This is a genomic window from Cellulomonas sp. APG4, assembly GCF_009996735.1.
In the GTDB taxonomy this organism is placed as follows: Bacteria; Actinomycetota; Actinomycetes; order Actinomycetales; family Cellulomonadaceae; genus Actinotalea.
The window spans coordinates 103,016-128,996 of record NZ_JAACYI010000005.1 but is presented as its reverse complement, the minus strand read 5'-3'; the positions used below and the strand labels follow the sequence as shown (position 1 = coordinate 128,996).

The 25,981-nt window shown below is 72.4% G+C and carries 26 protein-coding genes and 2 tRNA genes; 9 read left to right on the top strand and 19 right to left on the bottom strand.

Translation table 11 applies throughout. The features are described 5' to 3' along the window. The first annotated feature begins 53 nt into the window (after positions 1-53). Complete coding sequence (locus tag GXB85_RS06095) at positions 54-914, top strand: ribokinase (protein WP_161916749.1); 861 nt, start codon at positions 54-56, stop codon at positions 912-914. A gap of 14 nt (positions 915-928) precedes the next feature. Here the strand turns inward: GXB85_RS06095 and GXB85_RS06090 are convergent, their stop codons facing one another. Together GXB85_RS06090 and GXB85_RS06085 are read right to left on the bottom strand one after the other, a co-directional pair. Then, positions 929-2,626 carry an HNH endonuclease signature motif containing protein gene (locus tag GXB85_RS06090; RefSeq protein ID WP_161916748.1) on the bottom strand — a complete coding sequence of 566 codons (1,698 nt, stop codon included), beginning with the start codon at positions 2,624-2,626 and terminating at the stop codon, positions 929-931. A 189-nt stretch (positions 2,627-2,815) separates the two neighbouring features. Beyond that, on the bottom strand, positions 2,816-3,814 hold the full coding sequence (locus GXB85_RS06085; RefSeq protein ID WP_161916747.1) for a hypothetical protein: 999 nt from the start codon (positions 3,812-3,814) through the stop codon (positions 2,816-2,818). Between the two features lie 163 nt (positions 3,815-3,977). Between GXB85_RS06085 and GXB85_RS06080 the strand changes: the two genes are divergently transcribed. Together GXB85_RS06080 and GXB85_RS06075 are read left to right on the top strand one after the other, a co-directional pair. Then, on the top strand, positions 3,978-5,303 hold the full coding sequence (locus GXB85_RS06080) for a sensor histidine kinase (protein WP_161916746.1): 1,326 nt from the start codon (positions 3,978-3,980) through the stop codon (positions 5,301-5,303). Further along, positions 5,300-5,962: a response regulator transcription factor gene (locus GXB85_RS06075; protein ID WP_161916745.1), complete on the top strand. Its 663-nt coding sequence runs from the start codon at positions 5,300-5,302 to the stop codon at positions 5,960-5,962. The genes GXB85_RS06080 and GXB85_RS06075 overlap by 4 nt, the downstream gene beginning before the upstream one ends. 7 nt (positions 5,963-5,969) lie before the next feature. Here the strand turns inward: GXB85_RS06075 and GXB85_RS06070 are convergent, their stop codons facing one another. Together GXB85_RS06070 and GXB85_RS06065 are read right to left on the bottom strand one after the other, a co-directional pair. Next, entirely contained in the window at positions 5,970-6,203 is a 234-nt protein-coding gene (locus tag GXB85_RS06070; protein WP_161916744.1) for a hypothetical protein, read from the bottom strand. 100 nt (positions 6,204-6,303) lie between these two features. Further along, on the bottom strand, positions 6,304-7,422 hold the full coding sequence (locus GXB85_RS06065; RefSeq protein ID WP_161916743.1) for a cytochrome P450: 1,119 nt from the start codon (positions 7,420-7,422) through the stop codon (positions 6,304-6,306). 91 nt (positions 7,423-7,513) lie between these two features. Here GXB85_RS06065 and GXB85_RS06060 point away from each other — a divergent pair, with 91 nt between their 5' ends. Then, positions 7,514-7,987 (top strand): luciferase family protein, encoded by a 474-nt coding sequence (locus GXB85_RS06060; protein ID WP_237728009.1) that lies wholly within the window; start codon positions 7,514-7,516, stop codon positions 7,985-7,987. A 40-nt stretch (positions 7,988-8,027) separates the two neighbouring features. Here GXB85_RS06060 and GXB85_RS06055 read toward each other — a convergent pair whose 3' ends face one another. From GXB85_RS06055 to GXB85_RS06035, 5 genes are all read right to left on the bottom strand, one after another. After that, positions 8,028-8,654 (bottom strand): hypothetical protein, encoded by a 627-nt coding sequence (locus GXB85_RS06055; RefSeq protein WP_161916742.1) that lies wholly within the window; start codon positions 8,652-8,654, stop codon positions 8,028-8,030. A gap of 64 nt (positions 8,655-8,718) precedes the next feature. Beyond that, a complete protein-coding gene (locus GXB85_RS06050; RefSeq protein WP_161916741.1) occupies positions 8,719-9,324 on the bottom strand; it encodes a sigma-70 family RNA polymerase sigma factor in 606 nt (201 codons plus the stop codon). Between the two features lie 49 nt (positions 9,325-9,373). Beyond that, a complete protein-coding gene (locus tag GXB85_RS06045; RefSeq protein WP_161916740.1) occupies positions 9,374-9,532 on the bottom strand; it encodes a hypothetical protein in 159 nt (52 codons plus the stop codon). Positions 9,533-9,645: 113 nt separating this feature from the next. Next, positions 9,646-10,365, bottom strand: coding sequence for a PIG-L deacetylase family protein (locus tag GXB85_RS06040; RefSeq protein WP_161916739.1), 720 nt, complete (start codon positions 10,363-10,365; stop codon positions 9,646-9,648). Positions 10,366-10,432: 67 nt separating this feature from the next. Continuing rightward, a complete protein-coding gene (locus GXB85_RS06035) occupies positions 10,433-11,908 on the bottom strand; it encodes an MATE family efflux transporter (protein ID WP_161916738.1) in 1,476 nt (491 codons plus the stop codon). Positions 11,909-12,244: 336 nt separating this feature from the next. Between GXB85_RS06035 and GXB85_RS06030 the strand changes: the two genes are divergently transcribed. Further along, positions 12,245-12,667 (top strand): DUF1801 domain-containing protein, encoded by a 423-nt coding sequence (locus GXB85_RS06030; RefSeq protein ID WP_161916737.1) that lies wholly within the window; start codon positions 12,245-12,247, stop codon positions 12,665-12,667. 72 nt (positions 12,668-12,739) lie between these two features. Here the strand turns inward: GXB85_RS06030 and GXB85_RS06025 are convergent, their stop codons facing one another. Next, positions 12,740-13,429 carry a DinB family protein gene (locus GXB85_RS06025; protein WP_161916736.1) on the bottom strand — a complete coding sequence of 230 codons (690 nt, stop codon included), beginning with the start codon at positions 13,427-13,429 and terminating at the stop codon, positions 12,740-12,742. An 80-nt stretch (positions 13,430-13,509) separates the two neighbouring features. Here GXB85_RS06025 and GXB85_RS06020 point away from each other — a divergent pair, with 80 nt between their 5' ends. Both GXB85_RS06020 and GXB85_RS06015 read left to right on the top strand, forming a co-directional pair. Next, positions 13,510-14,400 (top strand): arginase family protein, encoded by an 891-nt coding sequence (locus GXB85_RS06020; RefSeq protein ID WP_161916735.1) that lies wholly within the window; start codon positions 13,510-13,512, stop codon positions 14,398-14,400. 59 nt (positions 14,401-14,459) lie between these two features. After that, on the top strand, positions 14,460-15,335 hold the full coding sequence (locus GXB85_RS06015) for an SDR family oxidoreductase (RefSeq protein ID WP_161916734.1): 876 nt from the start codon (positions 14,460-14,462) through the stop codon (positions 15,333-15,335). Between the two features lie 41 nt (positions 15,336-15,376). Here the strand turns inward: GXB85_RS06015 and GXB85_RS06010 are convergent, their stop codons facing one another. Then, positions 15,377-15,739, bottom strand: coding sequence for a hypothetical protein (locus tag GXB85_RS06010; RefSeq protein ID WP_161916733.1), 363 nt, complete (start codon positions 15,737-15,739; stop codon positions 15,377-15,379). Positions 15,740-16,017: 278 nt separating this feature from the next. After that, positions 16,018-16,857, bottom strand: a complete 840-nt coding sequence (locus GXB85_RS06005; protein ID WP_161916732.1) for an NAD(P)H-binding protein — start codon at positions 16,855-16,857, stop codon at positions 16,018-16,020. Positions 16,858-17,024: 167 nt separating this feature from the next. On the opposite strand from GXB85_RS06005, the gene GXB85_RS06000 reads away from it, so the two are divergent. After that, positions 17,025-17,097 (top strand) — tRNA-Arg (locus tag GXB85_RS06000). Positions 17,098-17,453: 356 nt separating this feature from the next. Here GXB85_RS06000 and GXB85_RS05995 read toward each other — a convergent pair. The 7 genes from GXB85_RS05995 to GXB85_RS18545 form a co-directional block, all read right to left on the bottom strand. Next, positions 17,454-18,509 (bottom strand): DUF3800 domain-containing protein, encoded by a 1,056-nt coding sequence (locus tag GXB85_RS05995; protein WP_161916731.1) that lies wholly within the window; start codon positions 18,507-18,509, stop codon positions 17,454-17,456. Between the two features lie 202 nt (positions 18,510-18,711). Further along, complete coding sequence (locus GXB85_RS05990; protein WP_161916730.1) at positions 18,712-19,446, bottom strand: hypothetical protein; 735 nt, start codon at positions 19,444-19,446, stop codon at positions 18,712-18,714. 817 nt (positions 19,447-20,263) lie between these two features. Further along, positions 20,264-20,337 (bottom strand) — tRNA-Leu (locus GXB85_RS05985). Between the two features lie 280 nt (positions 20,338-20,617). Next, positions 20,618-21,754 carry a site-specific integrase gene (locus tag GXB85_RS05980; protein ID WP_161916729.1) on the bottom strand — a complete coding sequence of 379 codons (1,137 nt, stop codon included), beginning with the start codon at positions 21,752-21,754 and terminating at the stop codon, positions 20,618-20,620. After that, positions 21,754-21,972, bottom strand: coding sequence for a helix-turn-helix domain-containing protein (locus GXB85_RS05975; protein ID WP_161916728.1), 219 nt, complete (start codon positions 21,970-21,972; stop codon positions 21,754-21,756). The genes GXB85_RS05980 and GXB85_RS05975 overlap by 1 nt, the downstream gene beginning before the upstream one ends. A 35-nt stretch (positions 21,973-22,007) precedes the next feature. Continuing rightward, on the bottom strand, positions 22,008-24,473 hold the full coding sequence (mobF, locus tag GXB85_RS18550; protein WP_255465777.1) for a MobF family relaxase: 2,466 nt from the start codon (positions 24,471-24,473) through the stop codon (positions 22,008-22,010). Positions 24,474-24,481: 8 nt separating this feature from the next. Beyond that, positions 24,482-24,973 carry a relaxase domain-containing protein gene (locus GXB85_RS18545; protein ID WP_370524031.1) on the bottom strand — a complete coding sequence of 164 codons (492 nt, stop codon included), beginning with the start codon at positions 24,971-24,973 and terminating at the stop codon, positions 24,482-24,484. Between the two features lie 301 nt (positions 24,974-25,274). Between GXB85_RS18545 and GXB85_RS05965 the strand changes: the two genes are divergently transcribed. Further along, complete coding sequence (locus GXB85_RS05965; RefSeq protein WP_161916727.1) at positions 25,275-25,778, top strand: GNAT family N-acetyltransferase; 504 nt, start codon at positions 25,275-25,277, stop codon at positions 25,776-25,778. The last annotated feature ends 203 nt before the right edge of the window (positions 25,779-25,981 follow it).

Sequence of the window (25,981 nt, the reverse complement as noted above, 5' to 3'; positions counted from 1 at the left end):
ACCTTCGGGAGACGGTGTGCCCGTCGCTGCTCATGGGCGCAGAGTAGGCAGCCGTGGACGTCGCCGTCGTCGGCTCGACGAACCTGGACGTGGTCGTGACCCTCGCGCGCCGACCGGCCCCCGGGGAGACAGTGCTCGGGGACTCCTACGTCGAGGCCGCGGGCGGCAAGGGCGCGAACCAGGCGATGGCCGCCGCGCGCGTGGGCACGACGGCGTTCGTCGGCTGCGTGGGTCGGGACGCGGCCGGCGAAGTTCTCGTTCGCGCGCTCCACGACGCCGGGGCCCGGGCGCGCGTCGCCCGCGTCGACGTGCCCACGGGCCGCGCCTTCATCCACGTCACGCCGGACGGCGAGAACGACATCGTCGTGGTGCCCGGCGCGAACAGCGCCCTCGACGCCGCCGCCGTGACCCGTGCTCTGGACGACCTGAGACCGTCGGTGGTCGCCACCCAGCTCGAGATCAGCGCCGACGCGGTCACCGCGGCCGCTCGGTGGTGCGAGCGCGCGGGAGCCCGCTTCGTGCTCAATGCGAGCCCCACGCGTGACCTGCCTCCGTGGCTCGTTGCGCTCGCGGACCCGCTGGTGGTGAACGCGGGAGAGGCGGCCGCGATCCTCGGCACCGATGAAGACGCCGACCCCGCGCGCCTGGCCGAGGCGCTGCTCACTCGGGCCCGCAGTGCCGTCGTCACGGCTGGTGCCGGCGGCGCGTACGTCGCGGACGACGGCGACGTACGGCACGTTCCCGCCCCGCCGGCCACGGCACGCGACACCACGGGTGCCGGCGACGCCTTCGCCGGAACGCTCGCGGCCCGCCTCGCCCTGGGCGACCACCTCGTGAGTGGGACGTCGGCTGCGGCCGCCGAGGCATCCCACGTCGTGGCGCTCTCGCGTGACGAGCGCGGGCACTCGTCGTGATGTGCGGCCCGCGCTCATAGGCCGGCCAGCACGTCTTGGCCGGAACCGCGCTCGCTACCAGGTCGACGCCCGCGGGTGGCGGGGCGCGCCGAAGCAGGCGGGCGCGACTGAGAGGGGCCGCGGCGGTCGGTGGGCGCGATCACGCCGTCCGGCCGGTCGCCACGATCACGCCGGAACACGGGGCGCGCTCCAGCCACTCCGGTGGTCGACGCCACGCTGGTTCCATGAGTGCCCGGCCCCAGGTCGACGGCCCGCGGCCCACCAGGCGACGGACCGCCCGAGGGTGTTCCACTGCGCGACGGATCGCCCGGCGGCGATCCAGTGCGGGATGGATCGCCCGGAGACGATCCACTCGGCACCCGATCGCCCGGCGACGATCCACTCGGCACCCGATCACCCGGAGGCGAGCCACTCGGCACCCGATCGCCCGGCGGCGATTCACCACGTCGTCGTCCGCCGCGCGGACCTGTGATCGGTGCCCCGTCCGGGCCGGCGAACGACCAGCCGCCGCTCGTCGACCGGATCTGCACTCGCCGCTTGTGCACCAGGTCGTGGTGGTACCAGCAGAGCAGGATCCCGTTCTCGACCGACGTGGCGCCGCCGTGCGACCACGGGACCACGTGGTGGACCTCGCCGAGCGCTGGCGGAGCGTCACACCCGGGGTAGGCGCACCGGCGGTCGCGGGCCACGACTGCGCGGCGCAGCTGGCCGCCGTACGTGCGCTGGGCCCGGCCGACGTCGAGCACCTGGCTGTCCGGGCCGAAGACGATCCGCGTGATCTCGCTGTCGCACAGCAGCCGCTGGAGGACGGTGCCGGGAAGCGGCTCGCCGGTCTCGAGCTCGGCGGGCGCGAGAGCCGCTGGGTCGGCCACAGGGTCGGGGCTGTCGAGGGCCTGCATCGTCTCCCAGCCCACGTGCACCGAGATGTGCGGCCGCACCTTCGCCCCCGCACCGGCCAGGCCGCCGTCGAGCACGAGCCGTGCCAGGCCGGTGAGGCCCGCGGCGGCGCGCTGCTCGGACGTGCGCTCGTCGTCGGCAGCGGGCACGCCCGTGACGGCGCGCAGGGCCGTGGTCAGCAGCGCGCCGTGCTCGGCTGTGAGGAACCCCTGGAGCGCGACGCCGTCGTCCCGGCGGTAGAGCGTGAGGTGCTCCTTCGCGGCTGCCACCGCGTGCTCGCGCTCGGCGCCGTCGCGGTCCACCTGCGCCGCCCACGTCCGGACCCTCCGGCGGAAGACGTCGACCGGCGTGGTGCGGGCCAAGCGCACCAGGAAGTCCTCATTGCGATCCGGGAGGTCGCTCGCCAACGCCGCCCTGCGCGCCTCCGACGTCGGCCCGAAGGTGCTGAGCACCTGGGCGTGCTCGAGCGTGATGTCCCCACTCGCGACAGCTGTGCGCGTGCTCGGCAGCTGAGCCTCGAGTGCTCGCCCGAGCGCAAGCTCCCGACGCGCAGAGCCCACGGACGTGCCCTCGCGCCGCGCCACAGCCTCCGGGACGGTGCGCGCCCCACCCCCGGTCAGGCGCCCGTCGGCGTCGATGACGCTCAGCAGCCGGGCGGCGAGGACGCGCAGCTGGTCGGTCACTGCACGCAGCTCACCGTGGACGGCTGTCGCCTCGACAGGGTCGACCGTCCCGACCTCGATCGCGGCGAGCTCGGCGGCCTCGAGGCGCATCCGGGCGACACGGGCGACGAGGTCACTCCGGTTCCCAGCCACCTGCACCTCCTGCCGTCCACCACTCGGTCTGTCACGTCCCTGCGCCGCTGCTCCGCGGATGTCACCGCGTGAGTGGGCTGCTCGAACAAGTGTACGAACAGGGTCTGACACGGGCAGAACGGACAGGCTCGCCGTACACCTGGGTGTCATCGAGCCCGGCCGCTCGGCGCGGCGGCAGGCCGGCCGGTCTCACGCGCTCCTTGAGCGGAAGGCCTCGCGCGGTCGGGTCGTAGGACGGCCGAGCGCCCGCGATCTCGGCACCGGCGGCACCGGCGGCACCGGCGGCGCAGCCGGGTCCAGCTCGGCGCCGCGCAGCATCCGTCGCAACCCACGCACCGCCGTCGTCGACCCCACCACCAGCGCGATCATCGTCAGCGTCGACACCGCTACCTGCACTCCCGACTCCGCTGCCGGCGCACCGTAGAGCTGACGCACCGAGTTGACGGTCACCCCCGCGGTGTAGACCCCGGCCGTCGCGAGGCACGCGCCCAGCTCGCTCGCACGATCGACGCAGCGCTCGACCATCCGCATCCCGAACCGCGTGTCCGCCGTCCACCGCGTTCGCGGGTCCACCGCGCCGTCGTGCGTCTCGTGGAAGCGCAGCAGGTCGTAGGCGAGGTCGTGCTCGCGGCAGGCCTCGTCGAAGCCGAACAGCGTGCCGCCCGTCGGCACCGAGCACTCACCGTGCGGGCTCGTCAGCACGTCCGGCCGCCCGGGCGCAGGGACGGGCGCGTAGCCCATGACCCGCCGGAACTCCGCTGTCGGCGCGTCGAACGCTGGGCCCGCGTCCGGGCGCCACGGCCCGGGCGCCCACGCGAAGCCGCTCGTCGCCAGCAGCCCGAGCACCACGACAAGACGCCCGACGGCGGTGCGCACGCGGGTCTCGCAACCGACGGCGGTGCGTACGCGACCCTTGTACCCGACGGCGGTGCGTACACGACGCTCGCGCCGGACGGCGGTGCGCGCACGACGCTCGCGCCGGACGGCGGTGCGCACGGGAGCGTCGTGCCCGACGGCGGTGCGCACGGGAGCGTCGTGCCCGACGGCGGTGCGCACGGGAGCCTCGCGCCCGACGACGGCGTCCGCGCGCCCCTCGCGCCCGACGGCCGCGCTCGCGTGACCGAGACTCGCGACGGAAGCCAGGCCGACGTCGACGCCCGATCGGCGGAGCGGGTGGGATTCCGGCATGCCTCGACGCTAGGAACGGCGTCCGCGCAGGTCATCGTGCTGCGGGAGCGTCGGCGCATGGTCCCGCAGGCCGAACAGCAGCCGACGTGTCCGCCTCAGGTATCGGTCGGTTCGCTACCTCGGTAGCGGGGCTGCGCGCGCCACGCCGCCCTAGCCTGACGGCATGATCACCACCCCGTGGGCCCGCAACGCCCAGCAGACGGCGCAGCTGGTCGCCGAGTGGCTCGCCGCACCCCTGCGCACCCGCGAGGCCCCCGAGCCGTTCCGCACCCGCCTCGGCCGCCGCGCCCCCTGGATCGCCGTCGGCGCCGCGGTGCTCGTGCTGCTGTTCGGCGTCGACGCAGGCCCGGCGGTCCAGGCCTCCGACGCGGCCGAGACCGTGACCCCGGCCTTCGGCGCGGTCGAGCTCTCGACCGCGTTCACCGCGGTGATCGTCGGGCTCCTCGGGTGGCGGCCGCTGCTCGCCTGGCGCGCGGTGTGGGTGGTGACGCTGCTGTGGACGCTCCTCGGGACGCGCCCGGGCATCGACGTGTTCCTCGTCCCGGGCGCGATGCTGGCGGCGCTGATCGCGGGGACCGTCGTCGTCGCCGTCCGCCACAGCCGGCAGGTGGGCTGGGGCGCGATAGCGTGGACGGCCGCGCTGCTGGTGCTCGGGACCAGCCGGGCCGACGGCACCACGGCCCTCGTCCTGGTCATCGGCCTGGGTCTGGTCGGGCTGCTCATCGACGCGCGACGCCAGCGCTCGCGGGCGAAGGCCGAGGCCGCGCGTGAGCGGGAGGCGCGCGTGACGAGCGAGGCCGAGAGCCTGGTGCTCGAGGAGCGTGCACGCATCGCCCGCGACCTGCACGACGTCGTCGCGCACCACATGTCCATGGTCGCCGTGCAGGCCGAGACCGCGCAGTACCGGCTGGGCGGAGTCGAGGAGCCGGTGCGTGACGAGTTCCACTCGATCGCCCGGGCGGCGCGCGCCGCGCTGAGCGACGTGCGCGGCATCCTCACCGTGCTGCGCGACGCCGACGCCGAGGTCGAGCGTGCCCCGCAGCCGGGCCTCGACGGCCTCGAGGCGCTCGTGGAGGCGGCGCGCTCGGTGGGGACGGAGGTCGATCTGGCGGTGGTGGGGGACCGGCGGGCGTTGGCCGCGGCGCTCGAGATCGGCGCGTACCGGATCGTGCAGGAGGCGCTCGCCAACGCGGCCCGCCACGCGCCCGGGGCCGCGGTCGCCGTCGTCGTCGGGTACCGCGAGCGCGAGCTCGAGGTGACGGTCACGAACGGGCCCCCACCGAGCGGGCCCTCGCCGAATCGGCCCTCACCGGGCGGGGCGCCGTCGGGCACGGCCGACGACGGCGCAGCCCCGGCCGGGGGCGGGCACGGCCTGGTGGGCATGCGCGAGCGCGCCCACCTGCTGGGTGGCGAGGTGACCGCCTCACCCACGCCCGACGGCGGCTTCCGCGTGGCCGCGACCCTGCCCGCGGAGGTGGCGGTCGCGTGATCACGGTGCTGGTGGTGGACGACCAGGCGATGGTGCGCGAGGGCTTCGCGGCGCTGCTCGCGGCGCAGGACGGCATCGAGGTGGTGGGTGTCGCGGCCGACGGCGTGGTCGCGGTCAGTCAGGCGGCCGCGCTGAAGCCCGACGTGGTGGTGATGGACATCCGCATGCCGCGCATGGACGGGATCGAGGCGACGCGGCAGATCGTCGCGCAGTCCGAGCCCGGCGCGGTGCACGTGCTCGTGCTCACCACGTTCGACCTCGACGACTACGTGGTCGAGGCGCTGCGCGCGGGGGCCAGCGGGTTCCTGCTCAAGGACGCCGAGACCGAGCAGCTCACCGAGGCCGTGCGTGTGGTGGCGCGCGGTGAGGCGCTGCTTGCGCCCGCCGTGACCAAGCGCCTCATCGCCACGTACCTCGAGATGAGCGAGGCGCCCCTGCGGCCCGCCGTCGAGCTCGCGGACCTCACGCCGCGCGAGCTCGAGGTGCTCACGCTCATCGCCGAGGGGCTGTCGAACCAGGAGATCGCCGCGCGTCTCTACCTGGCCGAGCCCACGGTGAAGTCGCACGTGAGCCACGTGCTCGCCAAGTGCGGCATCCGCGACCGCGCGCAGGCGGTGATCCTCGCCTACGAGTCGGGGCTGGTCCGCGCCGGGCGGTGAGGGCGCGTCAGAGGGAAGACGTGACCTGAGGGCGCGACCTGTCCCGCCACAGCCGGAATCCCACCCACGCGAGCGGGCCCACTGGCACCCAGAGCACGACGGCGACGCCCCACGCGATCTTGACCCGCTCGCTGAGCCGGCGGTCGCGCCCGATCTCGTGCAACGCGTGGATCGCCATCCACACGTAGAGCGCGAGCACCACGAGCCAGCCGACGGCGAACAGGATCAGCTCCGGCTGCATGATTCCCCCTGGCATGGCCCATGCCCGGCGCGGTCCCCGAGCGTCGTCCTCCGCCCTCAGCCTGCCAGGTCCCGCTGACGCTCGGGAAGGGCCCCGTCGCTCAGCGCAGCAGGAGCGGGGCGACGGCGTAGCCGCCCAGGGGAGGCTCTGAGCGCGCACGGCCACGGCGCGGGTCGGGCTCGATCGCCGTCGTCGCGTCCAGCACCGCGCGGATGAGCACGCGCAGCTCGAGCGTCGCGAGCGGACGCCCCGGGCACACGTGGCGTCCGGTGCCCCACACGAGGTTGTGCGGGGCGTGGGTGAACGGGTCGAAGTGGTCCGGGTCGTCGAACACCTGCGGGTCGCGGTTCGCCTGCGTCCAGCTGAGCACCACCACCTCGCCGGCCGGAACCTCGTGCCCCGCGATCGCCGTCGGCCGCGTGGTGCGGCGACGGTTGGAGACGAACGGGTCGTCGATCCGCAGGATCTCGTCGAGCACCGCGTCCAGCTCGGCGTCGCTCACACCCGTGCGCAGGTGAGCCTGCAGGTCCGGATGGTCGGCGAGGTAGGTGAGCACCACGCCCGCGCACAGCGCCATCGAGCCCAGGTCGCCGCCCGTCCAGTTCCGCAGGATCGACACGATCTCCTCGTCGGTGAGCGGCCGCCCGCCCACGGTGTCGCGCACCAGCTCGGTCGTGACGTCGTCGGGCGCGGCGTCGCCCGCGGCCCGGCGTGCGTCGGTGACCGAGCGGATGATCGCGTCGAACCGCGCCGCGACCTCGGCCGTGCGCTCGCGGTCGCCCGAGCGCGTCGCCGCCTGGTTGTCGCCCATCCACGTGAGCAGCGGCTGCTCGAGCTCCGCGGGCCAGCCGAGCCACGCGCTCTGCGCCTGCACCGCGAACCACGACCCGAGCACGACGGCGTCCACGCGCTCGGGCAGGGAGAGCTGCGCCACGAGGTCTACGGCCACCTTCTGCACCACGGGCTCGAGCGTCGCCATGCGCTCGGGCGTGAAGTACCTGTCGATGACGCCGCGGAAGGCCGTGTGCTCGTCGCCGTCGAGCCCGTTGGGCACCTGGAGGAACCGCGAGACCGCGTTGGAGAACGTCGCGTCGTCGTGCGCGGCCGTGACCACGTCCGCGTGCGAGGTGAGCGTGACGGGGCCGCCGCCGTGGGCCACGGGGCAGCCCGACGGCGCGACGTCGGGCGTGGCGGAGTCGGCGGGCAGGTGCTCGGTCACGTGCTTGTCCTCTCACGGCGGCGTGCGGCCACCGCCCACCATGCCTGGTCAGGGCGGTGGAACGCACGTGGGCGCTAGGGTCACGCCGGTGATGAGAGAGGCCAGACGGGGAGATCGCCCGCGCACGTCGGACGAGGGTCCGCATCGCCAGCTGGACCAGTGCTCGTCGCCGGCGCTGTGGGGCGAGATGGTCGCGCGGGTGTTCGGGCTGGAGGGCGTGGTCGAGGGCCACAGCCAGGTGTCGCCGGCGTCCTCACGCGCCGTCTTCGTCGAGGACGTGCGCGAGGAGGTCGCGCCTGAGACGTCGTTGGCACCGGGGCAGCGGCTCGAGCCGGTCCACCTGCACGGCGTCGAGGACACCAGCCTCCACCTGGTCCTGCCGCCCGGACGCGGGGCCGAGCTCGTACGGCTGGGGTGGGCCGAACCACACCAGTTCGCGGACTTCGGCACCGAGTACATGGTCTACGGGCCGCGGGACCACGAGGAGCTCGACGTGGTGGTCGGGCTCGTCGAGGAGAGCCTGGCGTTCGCGCGGTCCGGCGAGGTGCCGACCTCCCGCGCCTGACGTCGCTTCGGGCTGCGGTACCCGCGCTCGGAGGCGTGGCTCAGGCGAGCGGCAGGCCGGCCTCGCGCCGGCGCATCGCGATGCGGCTGCCGATCACGAGGTTGATCGCGCCGATCACCAGCGGGACCACGCCGTTGCCTCCTCCCGGCGCCGCGGCGAGCACCACGCCACCGGCGAACGGGATCGCGCCGAACACCAGGTAGGTCCACATGCGGCGGCGCGACGGCGGCAGGGCCACGGCCTCGCGCAGCCCCTGGAACGGCGGCTGTCCCGAGGCCAGCTCGGTCGTCGGGACGCTGCCCCGCGGAGCCGGCGGCGACGACGGCCACGGCGAGGCGAGGACCTCGGCCGGGTCGGTCTCGAAGCCCGGGTCGATGGGCGTGCCCGGCAGACGCTCGAACCAGAACCGGTCCACGAGCTCGCCGATCAGCTCGGGTGCGACGCCGCGGCTGACCACGTGCACCACCTCGCGGTCCTCGTGGATCACCTCGTCGATGCCCGGCACGCGTCCGAGCATCTCGACGGTCCCGGCGACCAGGCCCTCGTAGGGGTGCGCGGCGACGTCCGAGAAGCCGAGCTCGGTGCGCAGCCGCCCGTCGCCCAGCGCCGTGACGTGCTCGATCCAGTAGACGGGCTCGTCGGCCAGCAGCCCCGGCAGTCTCTCCACGCGAGGTCTATCGGCGCGCCGGGCGCGCGGGATGAGCGCCGACGGCGACGCAGACGTGCCGCCCTCACCCCTCGCCGCACGCGCACGCGGCGTCGCGGGGCTGCCAGTCGTGCACGCGCCCGCGCGGGTCCTGCGCCACCTCGCAGCACGCGAGCAGCAGCTCGCGCAGCCGGGCGCGCCCACGCTGCACGCGCGACTTCATGCCCGAGGTGCTGATCCCTGCCGCCCGTGCCGCCTCGACCTGGCTCAGACCCTCGACCTCGACGAGCCGCAGCGCCGCCGCCTGCTCGGCGGGCAGGTCCGCGAGCAGGGGCCGCACGCACCCGGCCAGCTCGCGCTCCGCGGCGCCGTCGTCGTCGGCCTCCTCGAGCACGGGGTGCGGCTCGTCCGGCAGCTCGGGGACGGAGAGCTCGCGCCGGCGCCGCGCGGAGCGGTGGTGGTCGGTGATGGTGTTGCGCGTGACGGTGTAGATCCAGCCGGTCACGCGCTCGTCGTCGGCGACGGTGCCCAGGCGGGTGTGCAGGCGCAGGAAGACGGCCTGGAGCACGTCGTCGACGTCGGAGGGGTGCACGCGCCGCGCGATGAACCGGCGAAGGTCGGCCGAGAGCCGCAGCCAGGCGGCCTCGGTCGCGGCGGCGTCGGCGGGCCGGGCGGTGGGTGGTGCGGTCACGCGTCCTCCTCGCTCGAGCGCCCACCGTACGGCGCGTGCACCCGCGGCGTCATCGGCAGCCGCACCCGCCGCCGGCGGTCTGCGTGGGACCGCAGCACGTGGACTTCGCGCTGGCCTCGCAGCACGTGGACTGCTCGGTCGCGGAGCAGCACGCGGCGGCGGGCTCCTGGCTGGCCGTGGTGGGCGTGGACGAGGGTGCTGCGGTCATGTCGTCACCTCTGGTTCATCGACGGACCTCGGGCGCGGATGCGCCGAGGTGGGTGCCGGCGCAGGCGCCGACGGCGTGGTGCCGCTGGCGAGCGCCGACGGCGTGCGGGGGCGTCAGACGCCCACGGCGGAGAGCTGCTCGAACGCGACGGCGTGCGGGCGCCCGACGGCGCGTCCGGGCTCGCTGGTCATGGAGCTCAGGAAGGCCTCGGGGTCGAACTCGCGGCCCAGGCCCGCGAGGTAGGTGGCGTGCGCGCGCAGGGAGGCGACGCCGGCGTCCAGGTGGTCGGTCACGTCGACGGCGTGCGTGGGGGAGCCGCTGCCGAAGACGAGCACGCTGCGCACCCCGGCGTGCGGCTCGAGCCCTGCGTGCGTGAGGTCCGGGTGGATCCAGCGGTTGCCCGCGTCCTTGACGGCGTCGTAGGTCGCGAGGGCCACGTGCCGGTGGTCGGCCTGGTTGAGCTGCCGGTCCCCGAACGTCAGGTGGTGGGTGGTGGTGAGCACGACGTCGGGCCGGTGCCGGCGGATCTGCTCGGCCAGCAGGCGACGCAGCGCGACCGAGTACTCCACCACGCCGTCGGGCAGGCCCAGGAAGGTCACGTGCTCCACGCCGACGGCGGCCGCAGCGGTCACCTGCTCGCGGCGTCGCACGCGCGCGGCGGTGGCCGGGTCCATGCCGTCGATGCCGGCCTCGCCCGACGTCGCGATCACGTAGGCGACCTGCTTGCCCTGCGCCGTCCAGCGGGCGACCGCCGCGGCGGCGCCGTACTCCATGTCGTCCGGGTGCGCGACGATCGCCAGCGCGCGGTCCCAGCCCTCGTCCAGGTGCTCCATACGTCCCTCCGGTGCGTCGGTCTCGAACGTTCAGACGACGTACCTCGGGAAAGGACGCAGACGGCGGCTACGGCCGGGCGGGGTCCGGCTGCGCGGGTCGGATCACCTCGGCCTCGGCCACCCCCGCCTCGAGCACCGCGACCTCCTCCGCCGCACCCCCGGCCACCGCGGACTCCACCACGACGGCGGGCTGCACCGCACCCACCACGGGCTCGCGCCGCTCGAGCGCGCGCCGCGCCCGCACGTACGCGGGGATCAGCACGGTCATCGCGGCGATCCACGCGAGCGGGTTGCCCCACACCACGCCCTCGAACCCCCACACCGCGCCGAGCACCACGGCGGCGCCCACGCGGCACACGAGCTCGAGCAGCCCGGTGATGGTGGGCACGGCGGTGTAGCCGAGGCCCTGGAGCGCGCCGCGCAGCACGAACAGACCGCCGAGCACCACGTACAGCCCGCCGTTGACGAGCAGGAAGTACGCGGCCATGCGCACGACGTCGTCCTCCCCGGGTCCCACGAACAGGCGCACCAGGGACGAGCCGGCGATCGCGACCACGGTCCCCACCACGGCCGAACCCACCACGGACATCCACAGCGCCTGCCGCACGCCGGTGCGGATGCGGTCGGGCCGGCGCGCGCCCAGGTTCTGCGCCGCGTACATCGACACCGCGATGCCCAGGGAGTTGAGCAGCGCCATCGCGAAGTGGTCCACGCGCACGGCGGTGGTGAAGGCGGCCACGGCGTCGGACCCGAGCGAGTTGAGGCGCACCTGCACGGCGATCATGCCGAGCGCGATGATCGACGCCTGGAACCCCATGGGCACGCCCAGGTGCAGGTGGTGGCGCAGCTCGGCCGGGGTGACGTCCCAGTCCTCCCGGCGCACGCGCAGCTCGGGCACCCGACGGCGGATGTGGTCGAGCGTGAGCGCGACGGACACGGCCTGCGCCACGACGGTCGCGAGCGCGGCCCCGCCCACGCCCAGCCCCAGGCCCGGCACGGCCACCAGCACGAGCACGATGTTGAGCCCGCACGCGACCACCAGGAACACCAGCGGCGTGCGGGAGTCGCCGATCGCGCGCAGCACCGCGGCCAGGTAGTTGAAGAACATGGTGGTGGCGGTGCCGAGGAAGGTGACGACGGCGAACGTGGTGGCCTGGGGCACCAGCTCCTCCGGGGTGCGCAGCAGCCGTAGCGCGGGCCCGGTGAGCAGGGGTGCCGCCACGGTGACGAGCAGGCTGACGGCCGCGGTGAGGATCGAGCCTGCGGCGACGGACCGGCGCACGGCCCGCGCATCGCCCGCGCCGAACGCCTGCGCGGTGGGGATCGCGAAGCCCGACGTCATGCCCCACGCGAACCCGACCAGCAGGAAGATGAAGCTGCCCGTCGCGCCCACGGCGGCGAGCGCGTCGACGCCCAGCACGCGGCCCACGACCATCGCGTCGGTCAGCTGGTAGAGCTGCTGGATGACGTTGCCGATGAACAGCGGGACGACGAAAACGAGCAGCACGCGCCACGGGGCGCCGGTGGTGAGGGCCTTGGACATCACAGATCTTCGCTACGAGGAGGGGGCGCCGAGGGAGCCGACGGCGTCGCGGGAGGGATCGTAGTCGAATCGATTCGGGTGGTGCGCCGCTATTCCACGAGGTTCACCCGGCCGCCGTCGGGCGCTGTGCCGAAGCTCACGCCCGGAAGCTGCGGCGAGGTCCCGCACCAGGGGCGCGGCGCCGCCGTCAGGAGCGGGCTCTGGGAAGGTGGCGACCGTTGGCACCGGGCCGGTGGCCGCGCGACGATGGCACCGAACCGTCCGGAGCGGTTCGCTCCGGGCACCGGCGTGCGGTGGTGGCTCGACCGCGCCGTCGCACCGACGCGAGGAGGAGCGATGACCGGACGGAACGACGCGGGAACGCGTCTTCTCTCAGGTGGCAACCCGCAGATCCCCAAGGGTGAGGGCGACCGTCCTGTGCAGGACTACATCGCGGCCATGCCGGGGTGGAAGAGCGACGTCGGCCGGCACCTCGACGCGCTGATCGAGGGCGTCGTGCCCGGCGTCCACAAGGCGGTCAAGTGGAACCAGCCCTTCTACGGGCGCAAGGGCGACGGCTGGTTCGCGTCGTTCCGCTGCTACACCGACTACGTGCAGGTGCAGTTCCTCAAGGGCACGTCCCTCGAGCCGGTCCCGCCGAAGGCCTCCAAGCACCCCGAGGTGCGGTACCTGGACATCCGGGAGGACGACGAGCCCGACGCCGCCCTGCTCCGCTCGTGGGTCGAGCAGGCGAGCACGCTGCCCGGCGAGAAGATGTGACCCACGTGCCCGACGGCGCCGTCGGGCTCAGCGCAGCAGCGCGAGATCCCGGCGCACGTAGCGCAGGTGCGCTCACTCCTCCTCGAGGATCACGCGGATGGAGGCACCCACGGTCGGGTGCCAGTCGTCCCCGCCGCCCCAGGGGGTGTCGCGCTCCTCGGCGAGCAGCTCGGGAGTGGCGGTCGCCAGGAAGTCCGTGACCAGCTGCTGACGCTCGGCGCGCGCGGCGAGGATCTCGTCCCAGGTGGGCTCGTCGGTGCGGAACATCGAGACGTCGAAGCCCATCTCCGCTGCGCCCGTGAACATGAGCCCGATCTCGTGGAACGGCTGCTCGATCCGCAGGATCCCGCCGCGCAGCCACGCGTCGGTCGCGAGCACCAGGTGCCGCAGCGTCTGGGCGAGCGACCACTCGTCCTCGACGTGGGCGTCGCGCAGCTCCGGGGGAGTGCCCTCGACCGTCTCGCGCCACGCGGCCTGCACGGCCACCCAGCCCTCGCGCAGCCCCTCGGGCGTCTCGGCCTTCTGCAGCTCGCGGCCCGGGAACTGCCGGTTGAGCTCGGCGTCCACCAGCGGCACCACGTCCACGCCGTTGACGTAGAGGCTGCCGCAGAACAGGTCGTGGCTGTCGATGTCGAGTCCGTCCACGTCCACGGCCCGCATCGTCACGCCGCTCACGTCGGAGAAGCGCATCTTCGCACCCTTGAAGCTCGCCCTGACGAAGGTCGCGCCCTCGAACTCCTTGGTGCGGGAGTAGGTCGTCATCGACGCAGCATGGCACCGCGGGATGCGCGCGGGAAGGTATTGAGCGGAGCCCGGCGCCGCCCGCCGACATGATGGGCGCCATGCCCACGAAGATCCGCCTGCTCGAGGTCCCGTACGACTCCGGCCACCGCGACGCGCGCCACGGCGCCGGCCCCGCGGCCCTGCTCGCGGGAGGTGTGGCGCAGCGCCTGGCCGCCGGTGGCGCCGTCGTCTCCCAGGGCCGCGTGGAGCTCGACCTCCCGGGTGGGTTCAGCATCGAGGCGGCCACGGGCACCCAGGTGATGCGCCGCGTGTCCGACGACGTCGCCGCGCACCCCGGGCACGTGCCGGTGGTGCTGGCGGGCAACTGCGGCGTGACGCTCGGCGTGGTCGCGGGCCTGCGCCGGCGCGCGCCCGAGCAGCGCGTGGCCGTGCTCTGGTTCGACGCGCACGGTGACCTGCAGACGCCCAGCACGTCCGGCAGTGGGTTCTTCGACGGCATGGGCTTCGCGATGATGGGCGGCCGCTGCTGGCAGTCCCTCGCGGCCACGGTGCCGGGCTTCGCACCCCTTCCCGACGAGCGCGCCGTGCTGGTGGGCGGCCACGACCTGGACGACGCCGAGCGCGCCCTCATCGACGCGGGCGGCCCCACGTGGCTGGGCGTCGCGGATATCCGCGCGGGGCGCACGGGGGAGGTGCTGGACCGCGTGACCGCCCACGCCGACGCCGTGCACATCCACGTGGACCTCGACGTCCACGACTCCTCGGTCGCACCGGCCAACTCCTACGCGGCGCCGGGCGGCCTCATGCCCGACGAGGTCCGCGACACCGTGGCGGCCGCCGTCGCCCACCTGCCGCTCGCCTCCGCGACGATCGCCTCGTGGGACCCGACGCACGACGTCGACGCCCGCATGCTCTCCGTCGGCCTGGACCTGGCCGAGCTGCTGGGCCGCCTCGCGGGAGCCCGTCGCGGTGAGGGCGGCCCGGTGTAGAGGCTACCTGCGGGCGCGCGATCATGGACGGGTCCAGAACTCAAGAGAAGGGCCGCACCATGAACTCCCTTCGTCCGACCGTCCTCCTGCTCGGCGCCACCGGCTACGTCGGCCGGCACCTCGCCGAGCGACTGGATGCGGAGGGGTACCGGGTGCGGGCGGTGGTGCGTGACAAGGCCCGTGCCTGCGCGCCCGGCGCGTGGGGGTCCCCGAGCCTCGCGTCGCACGTCGCCGAGTGGATCGTCGCCCGGGACGCCGCCGAGGCCAACCGCGACGGCGCGCTGATGGAGGGCGTCGACCACGTGGTCTCCGCCCTGGGCGTCACCCGCCAGAAGGCCGAGCCCTGGGACGTCGACTTCCTGATGAACCTCGCCTACCTGGAGCTCGCCGAGAAGCGGGACGTCGCGTCGTTCCTGTACGTCGGGGTGATGCACGCCGACGCCGGGACGTCGATGCTCAGCCGCTCGAAGCTCGCCTTCATGGAGGCGCTGCGACGCAGCAGCGTCGCGCCGCAGATCGTCAACCCGTCCGGCTACTTCTCCGACCTGACGGAGATCTACGACCTCGCGCGCCGTGGCCTCGCCGCGGGCCTCGGCGACGGCTCGGTGCGCCTGTCCCCGATCCACGGCGCCGACCTCGCGGAGTTCTGCGTCGCGAAGCTGCCCGGCGGGGCCGGCACGTGGGACGTCGGCGGCCCCGAGGTGCTCACCTACCGGGAGATCGTCGACCTCGCCTTCGAGGCCGCCGGGCGCACGCCCCGCTACCTGGCCGTGCCGGGCGGTGTCGGCTCCGCTGCGATCTGGTTCGCCGACCGGCTGGGACCACGCCGCGCGTCGCTCACCCGGTTCTTCCTCGAGGGCATGCGCACCGACTCCGTCGGGCAGCCGACCGGCACCCGCACGCTGCGCGACTACTACGCCTCGCTGAGGGACTGAGCCCAGCCCCTCGGGCACCGGGGCCGACGGCGGTCCGTGCGTCAGTCGACGTCGGCCCGGAAGCCCGCCTCGCCCCAGGTGGCCTCGACGCGGGAACCGTCGGCGAGCCCGACGGCGGCGCAGCCCCGCAGCAGTGCGGTGGCCGGCCCGGAGTCGGGCGGTACCGCCCAGCAGAGCAGCTGCTCGCCCGCCAGGTCAGCGGGGAGGGTGAACCGTCCCGACTCGACCGCCTGCCAGGTGCCGCCCAATGCGGTGACGTCGTCGGGCTCGACCGGCACGCGGGCTCGTTCCATGTCGTCACCCGGCCGGGCGTCCAGCAGCTCCCAGCTCGCGTCGTCGTCGGCCGGGAGCGTGAAGACCCAGCCCTCGTCGATGTCGCTCGCACCCCGCCCGGTGTCGCTCACCGCCCGCAGCGTCCCGCCGGGACCTTGGGTCGAGCAGCCGGCGAGTGCGAGGAGCCCGACGGCCAGGACCGTGAGTGCTCGGACTGCCGGGGGCGCGCGGTGGGGCCGTCGCATGGGTGTCCGATCGGATGGCGCGCACCGCTTCTGAGCCGCCTGGCTGGCCGGCCTCATCGGCGGAACGGCGGCCGTCGCGGTCGGAGACCGTCGTGGGATCACGCGCGCAAGACGCGGTACTGCGGTGGGAAGGCCCCGCCTGCCTCGCCGTGCGCCCGGCCCCGTCACCCTCGCCGCAGCTCCGCGGCGGAGTCCGCGAGGAACGCCTCGAGGGTCCGGGCCGGGCGACCCGTGACGTGCTCGACGGTGTCGGTCACCGGTGTGAAGCTGCCGGCGTGCACGCGCTCGAAGGTCCACCGCGTGAGGTCGCGCTCGAAGCCGTTGAGGCCCTCGAGGGCCTCGTCGATGGTGATCTCCCGGTGGGTCACGCGACGGCCGGCGGCGGTCGAGAGCTGGTCCGCGACCCGCGGCAGTGTGAGCGACTCCGGCCCGGTGAGCTCGTAGACCTGCCCCTCGTGACCGTCGTCGAGCAGTGCTTGCTCGGCCACCGCGGCGATGTCCCGCGCGTCGATCCACGCGAGGCTCGCCCCGCCGCTGGAGAAGGCGAGCTCGCCCTCCTCGACCACCGGGCCGAGGTAGAAGCGCTCGTCCGTGAGCACCTGCATGAACCAGCTCGGCCGCAGGATCGTCCACGGCCGGCCGCTGCTGCGCACCACCTGCTCGGTGCGCGCGGCCCAGCCCTCGGGACCCATGGAGTCTGCGTCCCGTTCGGACAGCAGCACGACGCGCGTCTCGGCCGGCAGGTCGGTGAGCAGCGCGTCGATCAGCTCGGGTGCGTCCGCGCGATCCGGCCGCACCACGTACACCGCGTCGACGCCGTCGGTCGCGGCCGCCCAGGTGGACGCGTCGTCCCAGGAGAAGGCGGTGGGCCGCACGCCCTCGATTGTCACCTTCGCCGGGTCGCTGCTGCCGCCGAGCACATCGACCCTCTGCCGGGCGACGAGCATTCGCCCCAGGGGAACGCCGGTCTTGCCGCGCACGCCGGTCACCAGCACACGAGTCACGAGAGCCCCTCCACACCAGGTTGACTGTCCGTCCGGGACCATCGTGGATCAGGGGCAGAGCTGTGGCAGGTCGACATCGGGTGGGCGACGGCGCCACGGGCGGCCGGTAGGCTTCTCGGGCCGGCGAGTCCAGCCTCGACGGCCGCACGGAACCGCTCCGGTTCCATGCGCCTGTAGCTCAGGGGATAGAGCACCGCTCTCCTAAAGCGGGTGTCGGCAGTTCGAATCTGCCCAGGCGCACAGAGTGTTCGTGCAGGTCAGAGGCGATATCGGCGCCGCGATCGCGCTGGGACCCTGTCCGATTTGCCGGGCATTGGTCAGCGTGTGGTCAGTGACTTGTCTCAGCACGTGGATGGCCTGTCAAGGACGTGGACGGACGCCAGCGACACGCGCGTTGCGGCGCTGTGGCCGGTCGGCTTGATGGCGCTCCAGAAGAGGAGCCGGCTCGACGCACTCGGAAGACCTATGGACTCCGGATCTTCGACACAGCGGAGAGATCTGCGATTCAGCCTCGCGAGCGCGCCCACCCTGACGGGGCCCTCCTGTCGCGTGGGTCCCATCGACGGGCGAGCCGATCACCCGTCACCGTTGGTGCGCTATCGCTGACCGGCGAGCGCCGCCCAGCTGAGGTCATCGCCCCACACGGCATTTGCGTCGAGCATGGGCCTAATCGCCGAAGTGATCGTCGGCGTCAGAGTGCCGGCTAGGGCATGCTCTCCCGCGAGCCGCCCGAATCCTGACACCAGGTCTGCCAGCTGGATCCTGGCGTCCGCTCTGGAATCGACTTGGTCGACGCCGACAATCGGAATCAGATAAGGGAAGTCTGGATGAGGGTTGTTCATCACCTCGATCATCGGACCGACTATCTCGGGCGTCAAGAGAGTCTGCTGGTCGTGCACGATGCGCACGGCTCGCGCATGCTTCTCCGACCAGAAAGCCGTAGTCATGGGAATCGCCGCAAGCAGCGGCTCAAGGTTCCGACGGTCGGATAGCGGTCCATCGGGTCCGACATACTGCTCGGCTTGCCGTCGCGAAGCCCAAATCAGTTGGAGGATTGCCTCGACATGCTTGTCATGGCTGCGCAACCGGACATCGTCAACGATGTGGTAGAAGTCATCGAGTGTTGCCTTGATCCCAGAGCGTTGCCTCCGGCGAACCAAAGACACGAAGGCTTCGAGCAGTCGAGTCCAGTTCGCCCCTCCGAGCGCCCGTCGTCCCTTCATGAACAGCGTTGACGCCATCGCCCGAGCGGAGCCGTCGTCGTGGAGTCGAATGCCCCGATCGTATGCCTCCTCTTCGACGAGCAAGTCGACGATCTTGCCGACAGCGAAGTAAAGCTTGTCGAGGAGGTATACGTGAGCGTGAAGATGCAAGACGCCCCCTGGGGCTAGCAGTGGGACGACTCTGTCGATATTCGATGGTTCGAGGAGTCGCCTGGCTTTCAGTTCCACGCCGCCGACTCCTAGGTGAATCTTGACCTCTTGAAGTACGGCGTTGGCTTCTGACATCGACAGGTCAATGCTGCCATGGGCGAAGATGCGATGCGTGCCCTGGATGAGGTTCTCGCCTTCGCTGCCGCTCTCGTCACACGCGATCTCGACCGGTTGGCCGGGCATCAATCGCGGATCGACGACCGGCTGGTTCGATGTCACTGGTCGCCTCCGTTCGTCCGTCGCACGGCGGAAAATGGGCTCCAGGATGCAGCGCGGAGCCGCCAGCGCCTCAGTGCCGACCCGATAGGCGGTCGGGTAGGCGTAGCAAGCCTGAGGGCGTCCCACGTCGTCAGTAGGACGAGTGCGTGGCCAGATGCCCGACGGCAACGTATCCCGGCGGGGCGGCCGTCTCCCATGGGCGCTATGCCATGCCCATGATCTGGTTGATTACCGCCAGGGCCGCTGCTGCTACGGGGCCCCACGTCTTTATGGTCTCGTGCACCGCAGGTAGCAAGGCGCGCTTCTGTTCCTCCGGCGACGTCTCGAGTTGGCGCCGGAAACTCTGGACAGCCTCTCGGTCTTCCCCTTCCACTCTGAATTCGAGTGCCGCGAGTTCACGATCCAGCTCTTCCCACCCGCCTCCGGTGGATGCTCGGAAGTTCCCGCCGCTAGATTGATTATGTGATCCGAAGATCCCGCTCGCCGGCCCGTGGAAATCAAACTTGTTCTTGTCACCCATTACTACGTCGCCTCCCGCGAATACTGATCCCGTTCCTAGTGTCACTGATTCGATTCGAGCGGCGGCCGAACGCTCCAGAATTAGTTCTAGCCGCCGGGCGAGGCCCCTACTTCGTCGTCCGACAGAAATTGCGAGGTCATACAACTCGGTTCGATCGAAACCTCGAACCGATTCAACGATTGCCAAGAGGGCTGGTTGATCAACGCCGCCCCGGTGGGTGGCAACCAGTCGGCGACTCACGTCCTCGAGTAGATCCCTAAGCGCGCCTCGGTCGAGGATCTCGGGATCAGAGTTCCAATGTCGGCCAACCTCACGGAGTAGTTCTAGGTCAGCGTGGAGGCGCCAAACGGCTCCGCGAACGTTCCGGTCGTGTGCAGATGGCGTCTTTCCGGGGAAGCTCAACAGGTACGCGGGCACCGGCGCCGACCTCGGGCCGACAAAGATTCCGCGGACACTGCGATCGTTCGAGCGTGGCTTTTCTACGATGACAAACGCCTGCCCAGGGACCACCAAGCCGGCCAATGCCGAGTCACTCGCATGCCCGTGCGGCGAGGTTCGCGCCGCTAGTGCACGCGAGAGTGCCTGCCCGGCTGACCCCAGCGGTAACGAGGTGACACCTGAGACGGTTGCGAGTGCACCTAGTATGGATGCTACCGACGGCGCGTCAACGGGCCGCTGTTCAGGACCGCGAATAACAAAACCGGTGTCGATGCGGTACGAATACTCAGTGCCGAAGAGCCGCGTGTAGACCCTTGTGGCCTCGCCGCCATCTGCTGTAGTGATCCGTTGTGGTACGTGGAGTAGTCGCGCCGCCGGAACGTAGACCCGTTCATCGAGCAGACCGACAACCGGACCGCGGGGACGCACACGAACTCTGCCAATTCCCCGGACGAAATCAGTGCCTACCCTTGGGTCGGGCCAAGCTGGCCGGGGTAGGCGCCCCGGAGCGTCCTGCAGGGTGCGAAGATCGATAATGGGGAACTGGAGGGCGACAAAGCCGCGGCGGCGGCGGCCCGTCGTCGTCTGCATGGATCGCATGCTAGCGACGAGTCGCTTCAGTGGCTCGACCCGGCAGCGGCACACACGGGCCGTCACCTTGTTCGGGACGAACGGCTTCCCCGTCGAACGGAGTGGAAGCCGCGCCAGCCCAGCGATCCCACCTGATTGGTGGCTCTCCCGCGCCATTGTTGGGACACTCCGGCGCGGGGCGATGCTGCACTGCAGCGACGCGGACAACCTGTCGGCAGGAGTCGAACCTGCGACCTCCCGGTTCTTAGCCGGACGCTCAACCGCTGAGCTACGACGGGCGGTGCTGGCAATTTGCGACCGGACCCGCAGTCAGGCCGCGTCACCATGGTCACGCCTGCCGAGGCGGAGGTCAAGGTTCACCGGATGAGACGTGCGGCTCGACGTGCTGCGCACGGCTGCCGGCGTCAAGACGGTCGTGGCTCGCTCGCTTCATCTGCCGGGCAGTCTTCGCCTCAGCTGGGGGGGTGCCACGACGTGCACGGCGGCTGCCTGGTTGGGCGGCCGCCGAAGCCGAGCGGCATGCAGCAAGTTGTCGCCGTGGGTCCGAAGGGATTGTTGATCAGGGCGAGTCGGAGCGCGCTGAGGGGGGATCGATGGCCATCGGCCGGGCCCTGAGCGGTATCACCGGCAGCCGTTCCATCGCCTGCCAGGTCGCCTCGCTGAACAGGTGCCCGTAGAGGTCCATCGTCATCGTCGCGGTGGAGTGCCCGAGGATCACCTGCACCGCCTTCACGTCCGCGCCTGCCGTGATGAGCAGCGACGCCGCCGTGTGCCGCAGGTCGTGGATCGTCGTCCCCTCGACGCCCGCGCGCCGGGTCGCCTCCATCCAGCCCGACCGCGCCCGGAAGTTGGTGTTCGTCCACACACCCCCGGTCGGGCTCGGGAACAGGTACCCGCCGGGCGCGGTGAAGGCGACCCGCGTCCGCACGTACTCGTCCAAGGCTGCCGGTACCGGCACCGTCCGCGTCTGATGCGTCTTCGTCGGCCCGAACACCGCCCCGCTGGTCCGCTTGGACTGCGTCGCGGCCCGGTGCACCCGAACGCCGAGCCCGTGCGGGGTCTGCACGACGGCGTCGACCCGCAGCGCGGCCATCTCCGAGAACCGGCACCCCGTGGTCCCGAGGAACAGCACGACCGGTTGGCACAGCGGCGGCACCGCCATGACCAGCCGGCCGAGCTGCTCGGGCCGCAGCCAGTGCGGCTCACGCTTGGTCCCCCCGCGCGGCAGCGCCACCATCCGCGCGACGTTCACGCTTAGCCGCCGGTCGCGGATCGCGTAGTCGAACACCAGCCGGATCATCGACAGCGCCCGGCGCCGCGTCGCCGTCGCGAGACCGCGCGCCGTCAGCGCCGACATCACCCGCTCGATGTCGGCCGCCGAGATCCCGGAGATCGGGTAAGCCCCGATCTCCGGGATCACGTATTTGTCCAGCAGGAACCGCGTGGTCTCCTGGCTGCGCACCGCCAGGTGACCACGCGAGGCCTGCCACTCCTCGGCCAGCGCCGCGAACGTCATTCGCCCACGCGCCGGGTCGATCCACGAGCCGGCGTCCAGCCTCGCGAGCTGGTCGGCCTCCCAGCGCTTGGCATCGACTCGGCGCTCGAACGACCGCTGCGCGATGACGCGGCCCTCGAAGAACACCTTCGCGCGCCAGGTCACGTTGCCCGTCGGGTGCGCCCGCCTCGTGACGGACATCAGCGCCGCTTCACCGGCATCGTCGGCTCGCGCTCGACCCACGCCGCCGGGAGGAGGATCACCGTGCCGAGGCGCCGGCACGGGATCTGCTCGCGCTCGACCAGGTGGTACAGCGTCCGGGGCGGCACCCCGAGCACCCGCGCCGCGTCCTTCACGCGGTAGTACTGCCGGGCCGGCGTTGGGGTGGAGCTCTCGCTGTGCTGCGTTGTAATGGCCATCGTCCTTCTCCTTCTTCTTGGTTTGGGTGGTGCGGTCAGCGGCCGAGCACAGGTCCATCGGCGGACGACGGCGGCGCGGCGGTCAAGTAGTGCGGTGCAGGCTGTGGAGGCACGACACTCCAGGGCTGCTGTGAACGCGCGGGCGGCACGGTCGGCGCGGCATGGCCGGGGTGGTAGGTGTCCCAGGTCTCGGTGGCGCTGGGCTCCGCGTGACTGGTGGCCAGAATCTGCTCGAGCACCCCGCGGCCCGACGACGGCGCCTGGCCGGGCAGGCACTCCGGGTCGCCTTGGTCGACGACGACGTACGCACGGTTGGCATGGCGGCCGCGGCTCATCGCGACGTACAGGTCCTCGCGGCCAATGCCGGGGGTTGCGATGGTGTGGGTCTCGTCGACGGTCATGCCCTGGGTGCGGGCGTTCGTGGTGGCGTAGCCGAGCTCGACGTGCTCGGCGACGTACTCGGCCGGGAGGCGGACGGTGGCCGCGTCGGGCCGGCTGGCGGGGCGGGCGCGGAGGGATCCGTCCGGCAGGACGGCGGTCACGTCCCAGAGGGCGCCATTGCGCACGAACCCGTCGGCGGTGGTCAGGCGCCGGTGGTTGCGGCGGGTGACGATCCGGTCGCCGACGCCGGCCGTCAGCCCGTCGTGCAGGCTCACCCGCGCGGGTGCGACGTCGCCGGTGGCGATGCGGTCGGCGCCGATGCGGGCGTTGAGCTCGCGGACGGTCCGGTTGTCGACAGCCTGGAGCACCGCGACCCGGCCTTGCTCGCTGGCGGTGGTGACCGCCTCGATGGCGGTGTCGAGCATCGCGTCGTGCCCGCCGGAGGCGATCGCGCCGTGCGCCTCGTAGGCGTCCAGCGCTGCCGGGTGAGCGAGGCGCAGCTCGAGGCTGGCCCGCGCCTCCCACGGGTGGGTGAACCGCCAGAGGCTGGTGAGCTCGGTGGTGGCTCCGCGGCGGGCGAGCATGCCGAACGCGCCGCCGGCGCCGACCGACCCGCGTTGCAGGTGGTCCCCGACGATTAGCACCTTCGCCGCGGCCGCCCTTGCCTGCCCGACGATGGCCGCGAGCGTGCGGGTGTCGGCCAGGGACGCCTCGTCGACGACGACGAGCTGGCCAGGCGAGAACCGCCACTGGTCCTGCTCGGCGCGGAGCCGCCACTGCTCCTCGTTAGCCGCACGCATCTCGCGGTAGTCCCGCGTCTCCATGCGGGCGATGGCGTCGGCGTACCGGAGTGCGCGGGCCGTGCCGCCGTCGCCCGTGGACTCGTGCAGCCACTTGGCCGTCGTCTCGCACGGGATCCCCAGCGACTCAGCGAGCGCCCGAGCTGCCGTGGCCGACGGCGCGAGCCCGACGACCGACCCGATCCCGTGCTGCCAGAACGAGGTCAGCGCGGCAAGGGTTGTGGTCTTGCCCGACCCCGCCGGCCCGACGAGCACGTCGAGCAGCCGGCCGTAGGTGATGATGGCCTCCGCGGCGGCGCGCTGGTCCGGGGCGAGGGCGCCGAGGTGGTGCTCGGTGCGCAGCCGGATGGCGCCGAGCATCTCCGCTGGTCGGTGCGGTGCGCCGGTGGTCTCTGCGGCGTCGATCAGCTGCTTCTCCGCGCCGAGCAGCTCGGTCGAGGTGTACAGCGACTCGCCGACCCTGCGGGTGGCCGGGTCCCGGTTGTCGTCCAGGTGCACGCACGCCACGGTGGCCTCGGTGGTGATCGCGCTGAGCAGGGCACGCCGCTCCTCGGGCGACGCCATCCGCAGCAGCTTGGAGGAGCGAACGGCGGCGGCGCCGAGGTTCCACGTCGTCCACACAGACCGCCGCGTCGACACGTCATCGATGACCTGAGCAACCATCGCCGCGCGGACCTCCGGGCCGACGTCGTGCGCGTGCAGCGGTCGGCCGTAGGCGCCGGCCAGCGCCCGGGCAGCGAGGTCATGCGGCTCGAGCCCAGTCAGCGCGCGGGCACGGTTCGCCCAGTCCACCAGCAGATCCGCGAGCGGCCGGAGGGTCTTCGGCGGCCGGGTTGCACGAGTCAGGTGCTGCCGCGCTCGAGTCGTCTCCACGCGCGTCGGCGCCCGGCCGTGGGTGGCCTCGAACTGGGCGAGCCACTCCTGCTCGGCGCAGTGGATCACCTCCGCCCGGCTCGAGAAGTGCGCGAGCACGTCCTCGCCGATCCCGTGGATATCGAACGCAGGGTTCCGCCGCGGGCCGCGGTCGCGCATCGACCACTCCACCGGCAACCGCCGCGCCAGTTCGTCGGCCAGCAGCGCGTCATAGAGCTCGGAGACGGTGACGACGGCTGCGTGGACGGTCCGCCCGTCGACGCTGCGCCACGCGCCGTCGGGCCCCTGGACCTTATTCGCGATGACGACGTGGGTGTGCAGGTTCGGGTCACCGGCCCGGGTGTCCCAGTGGTCGAACGCCGCGGCGACCATCCCGCGGGTGCGGACCTGATGACGGCCTCGCTCGCCGGTGCGCGTGCGGATGACGCGCTGCTCGACGAACTCCAGCGATGACGTCAGCGCGGCCCGGTGCGCGTCATAGACGATGACGCGCGCGTTGCGTCATCGGCCAGCGCCCACAGCACCGAGACGGACTTCGGGGCGGTGAAGGTGAGGTCGAAGCCGACGACCGCGTGCCGCTTCCCGTCATCGAACCGGCTATAGGGGCGGCCGAGCGCGTCGTCCATCAACGGGTCGACCCCGTCGCGGAACACGGCCGTCATCGCCGCCTCGGTCACGATGTCGCCGGATCGGAGCCGGTGCTTCTCGTCGCCGAGGCCAGCGAGGCCCTCGCCGTACCAGCGGCCAGCCGGGTTGCCGGTCTGCTCGTAGTACGCGGTGAGGGAGGCGCCCGCGTCGAGGCCGGCGTCGCCCGCGGCGACGTGCCGGGTCAGGTAGGCGTACCCGTTTCCGGCCGTCAGTTTGTGCATCGACATCACCCGCACCACCTCCACTGGCGAGACCGTCGCTACCTGCAGGTGTGCGGCAGCGGGGGAGAAGATGCGCACCTGCCGCCGCGACGGCGTTCAGGAAGAGGTGTGCCAGCGAGGCGACCAACGTCCTGTGTGGCCGACTACCGAGCAGCGGCAGTGCCGGCGCACTACCCCTGCAGCGTTCGCGCAATGGCTGAGCCCACTGGCTACGCGCAACGCGATCGCATCGAGCGGGAAGACCGCCCGAGTCGCACCGTCGTGGCACATGCCGACGAGTCGAGGGGTGCGCCCTGGCCCCGTGGTCGCCTGGACCGTGTCGCCCGGCGATATGCGGGCACGTCTGGCGTGGGGGCGGCTACGTCGGGAGGATGACGCCATGCGAGCCGTGCCCGGTGAGTCCTTCGTCATCCGTGCCGCCACGCCCGGCGACGCGGCTGGCTGCGCGCACGCCCACCACACGTCGTGGGTCGAGACGTACTCCGAGCTGCTCCCTGCAGCCCATTGGGAGTCCGACACGCTGGAGCGGCGGACCGAGACCTGGCGCCGCTGGCTCGGCGGCGGTGCAGGGGTGACGGTGGCTGAGGTGAGCGGGCAGGTCGTCGGCTTCGCCATGGACGGCACGGGACGGCACGTTGGGGATCATCAGCCGGTGCGCGACCGCGAGTTGTACTCGCTCTACGTGCTTGCGGCACACCACGGGACGGGCATCGGCCAGGCGCTGCTCGACACCGTCTTGGCGCCGGGGACGCCGGCTCAGCTTTGGGTCGCCGAGAGCAACCCGCGTGCGCGGCGGTTCTATGAGCGCAACGGCTTCCTTCCCGACGGCGCGCGCTTCGTCGACGAGCATCTGAACCTCGCCGAGGTGCGCCAGGTTCGCTGACGTGAGGCCAGTCACGGTTGTGAGTGGGCCGGGTGTCCTTGTGCCCCGACGGCCCTCTGACGGTCGGGCTCGTCAGACGACGGTGAGTGGGGAGCCAGCTGGCGGCCGGCTCGTTCGGGGCGTGGAAGCCGATGACGGGCCGTGACTCCTCTTGCATGCCGATGGCAGTGCGCCTACTTCAGTCCCGTAGCCAACGGTGCTGG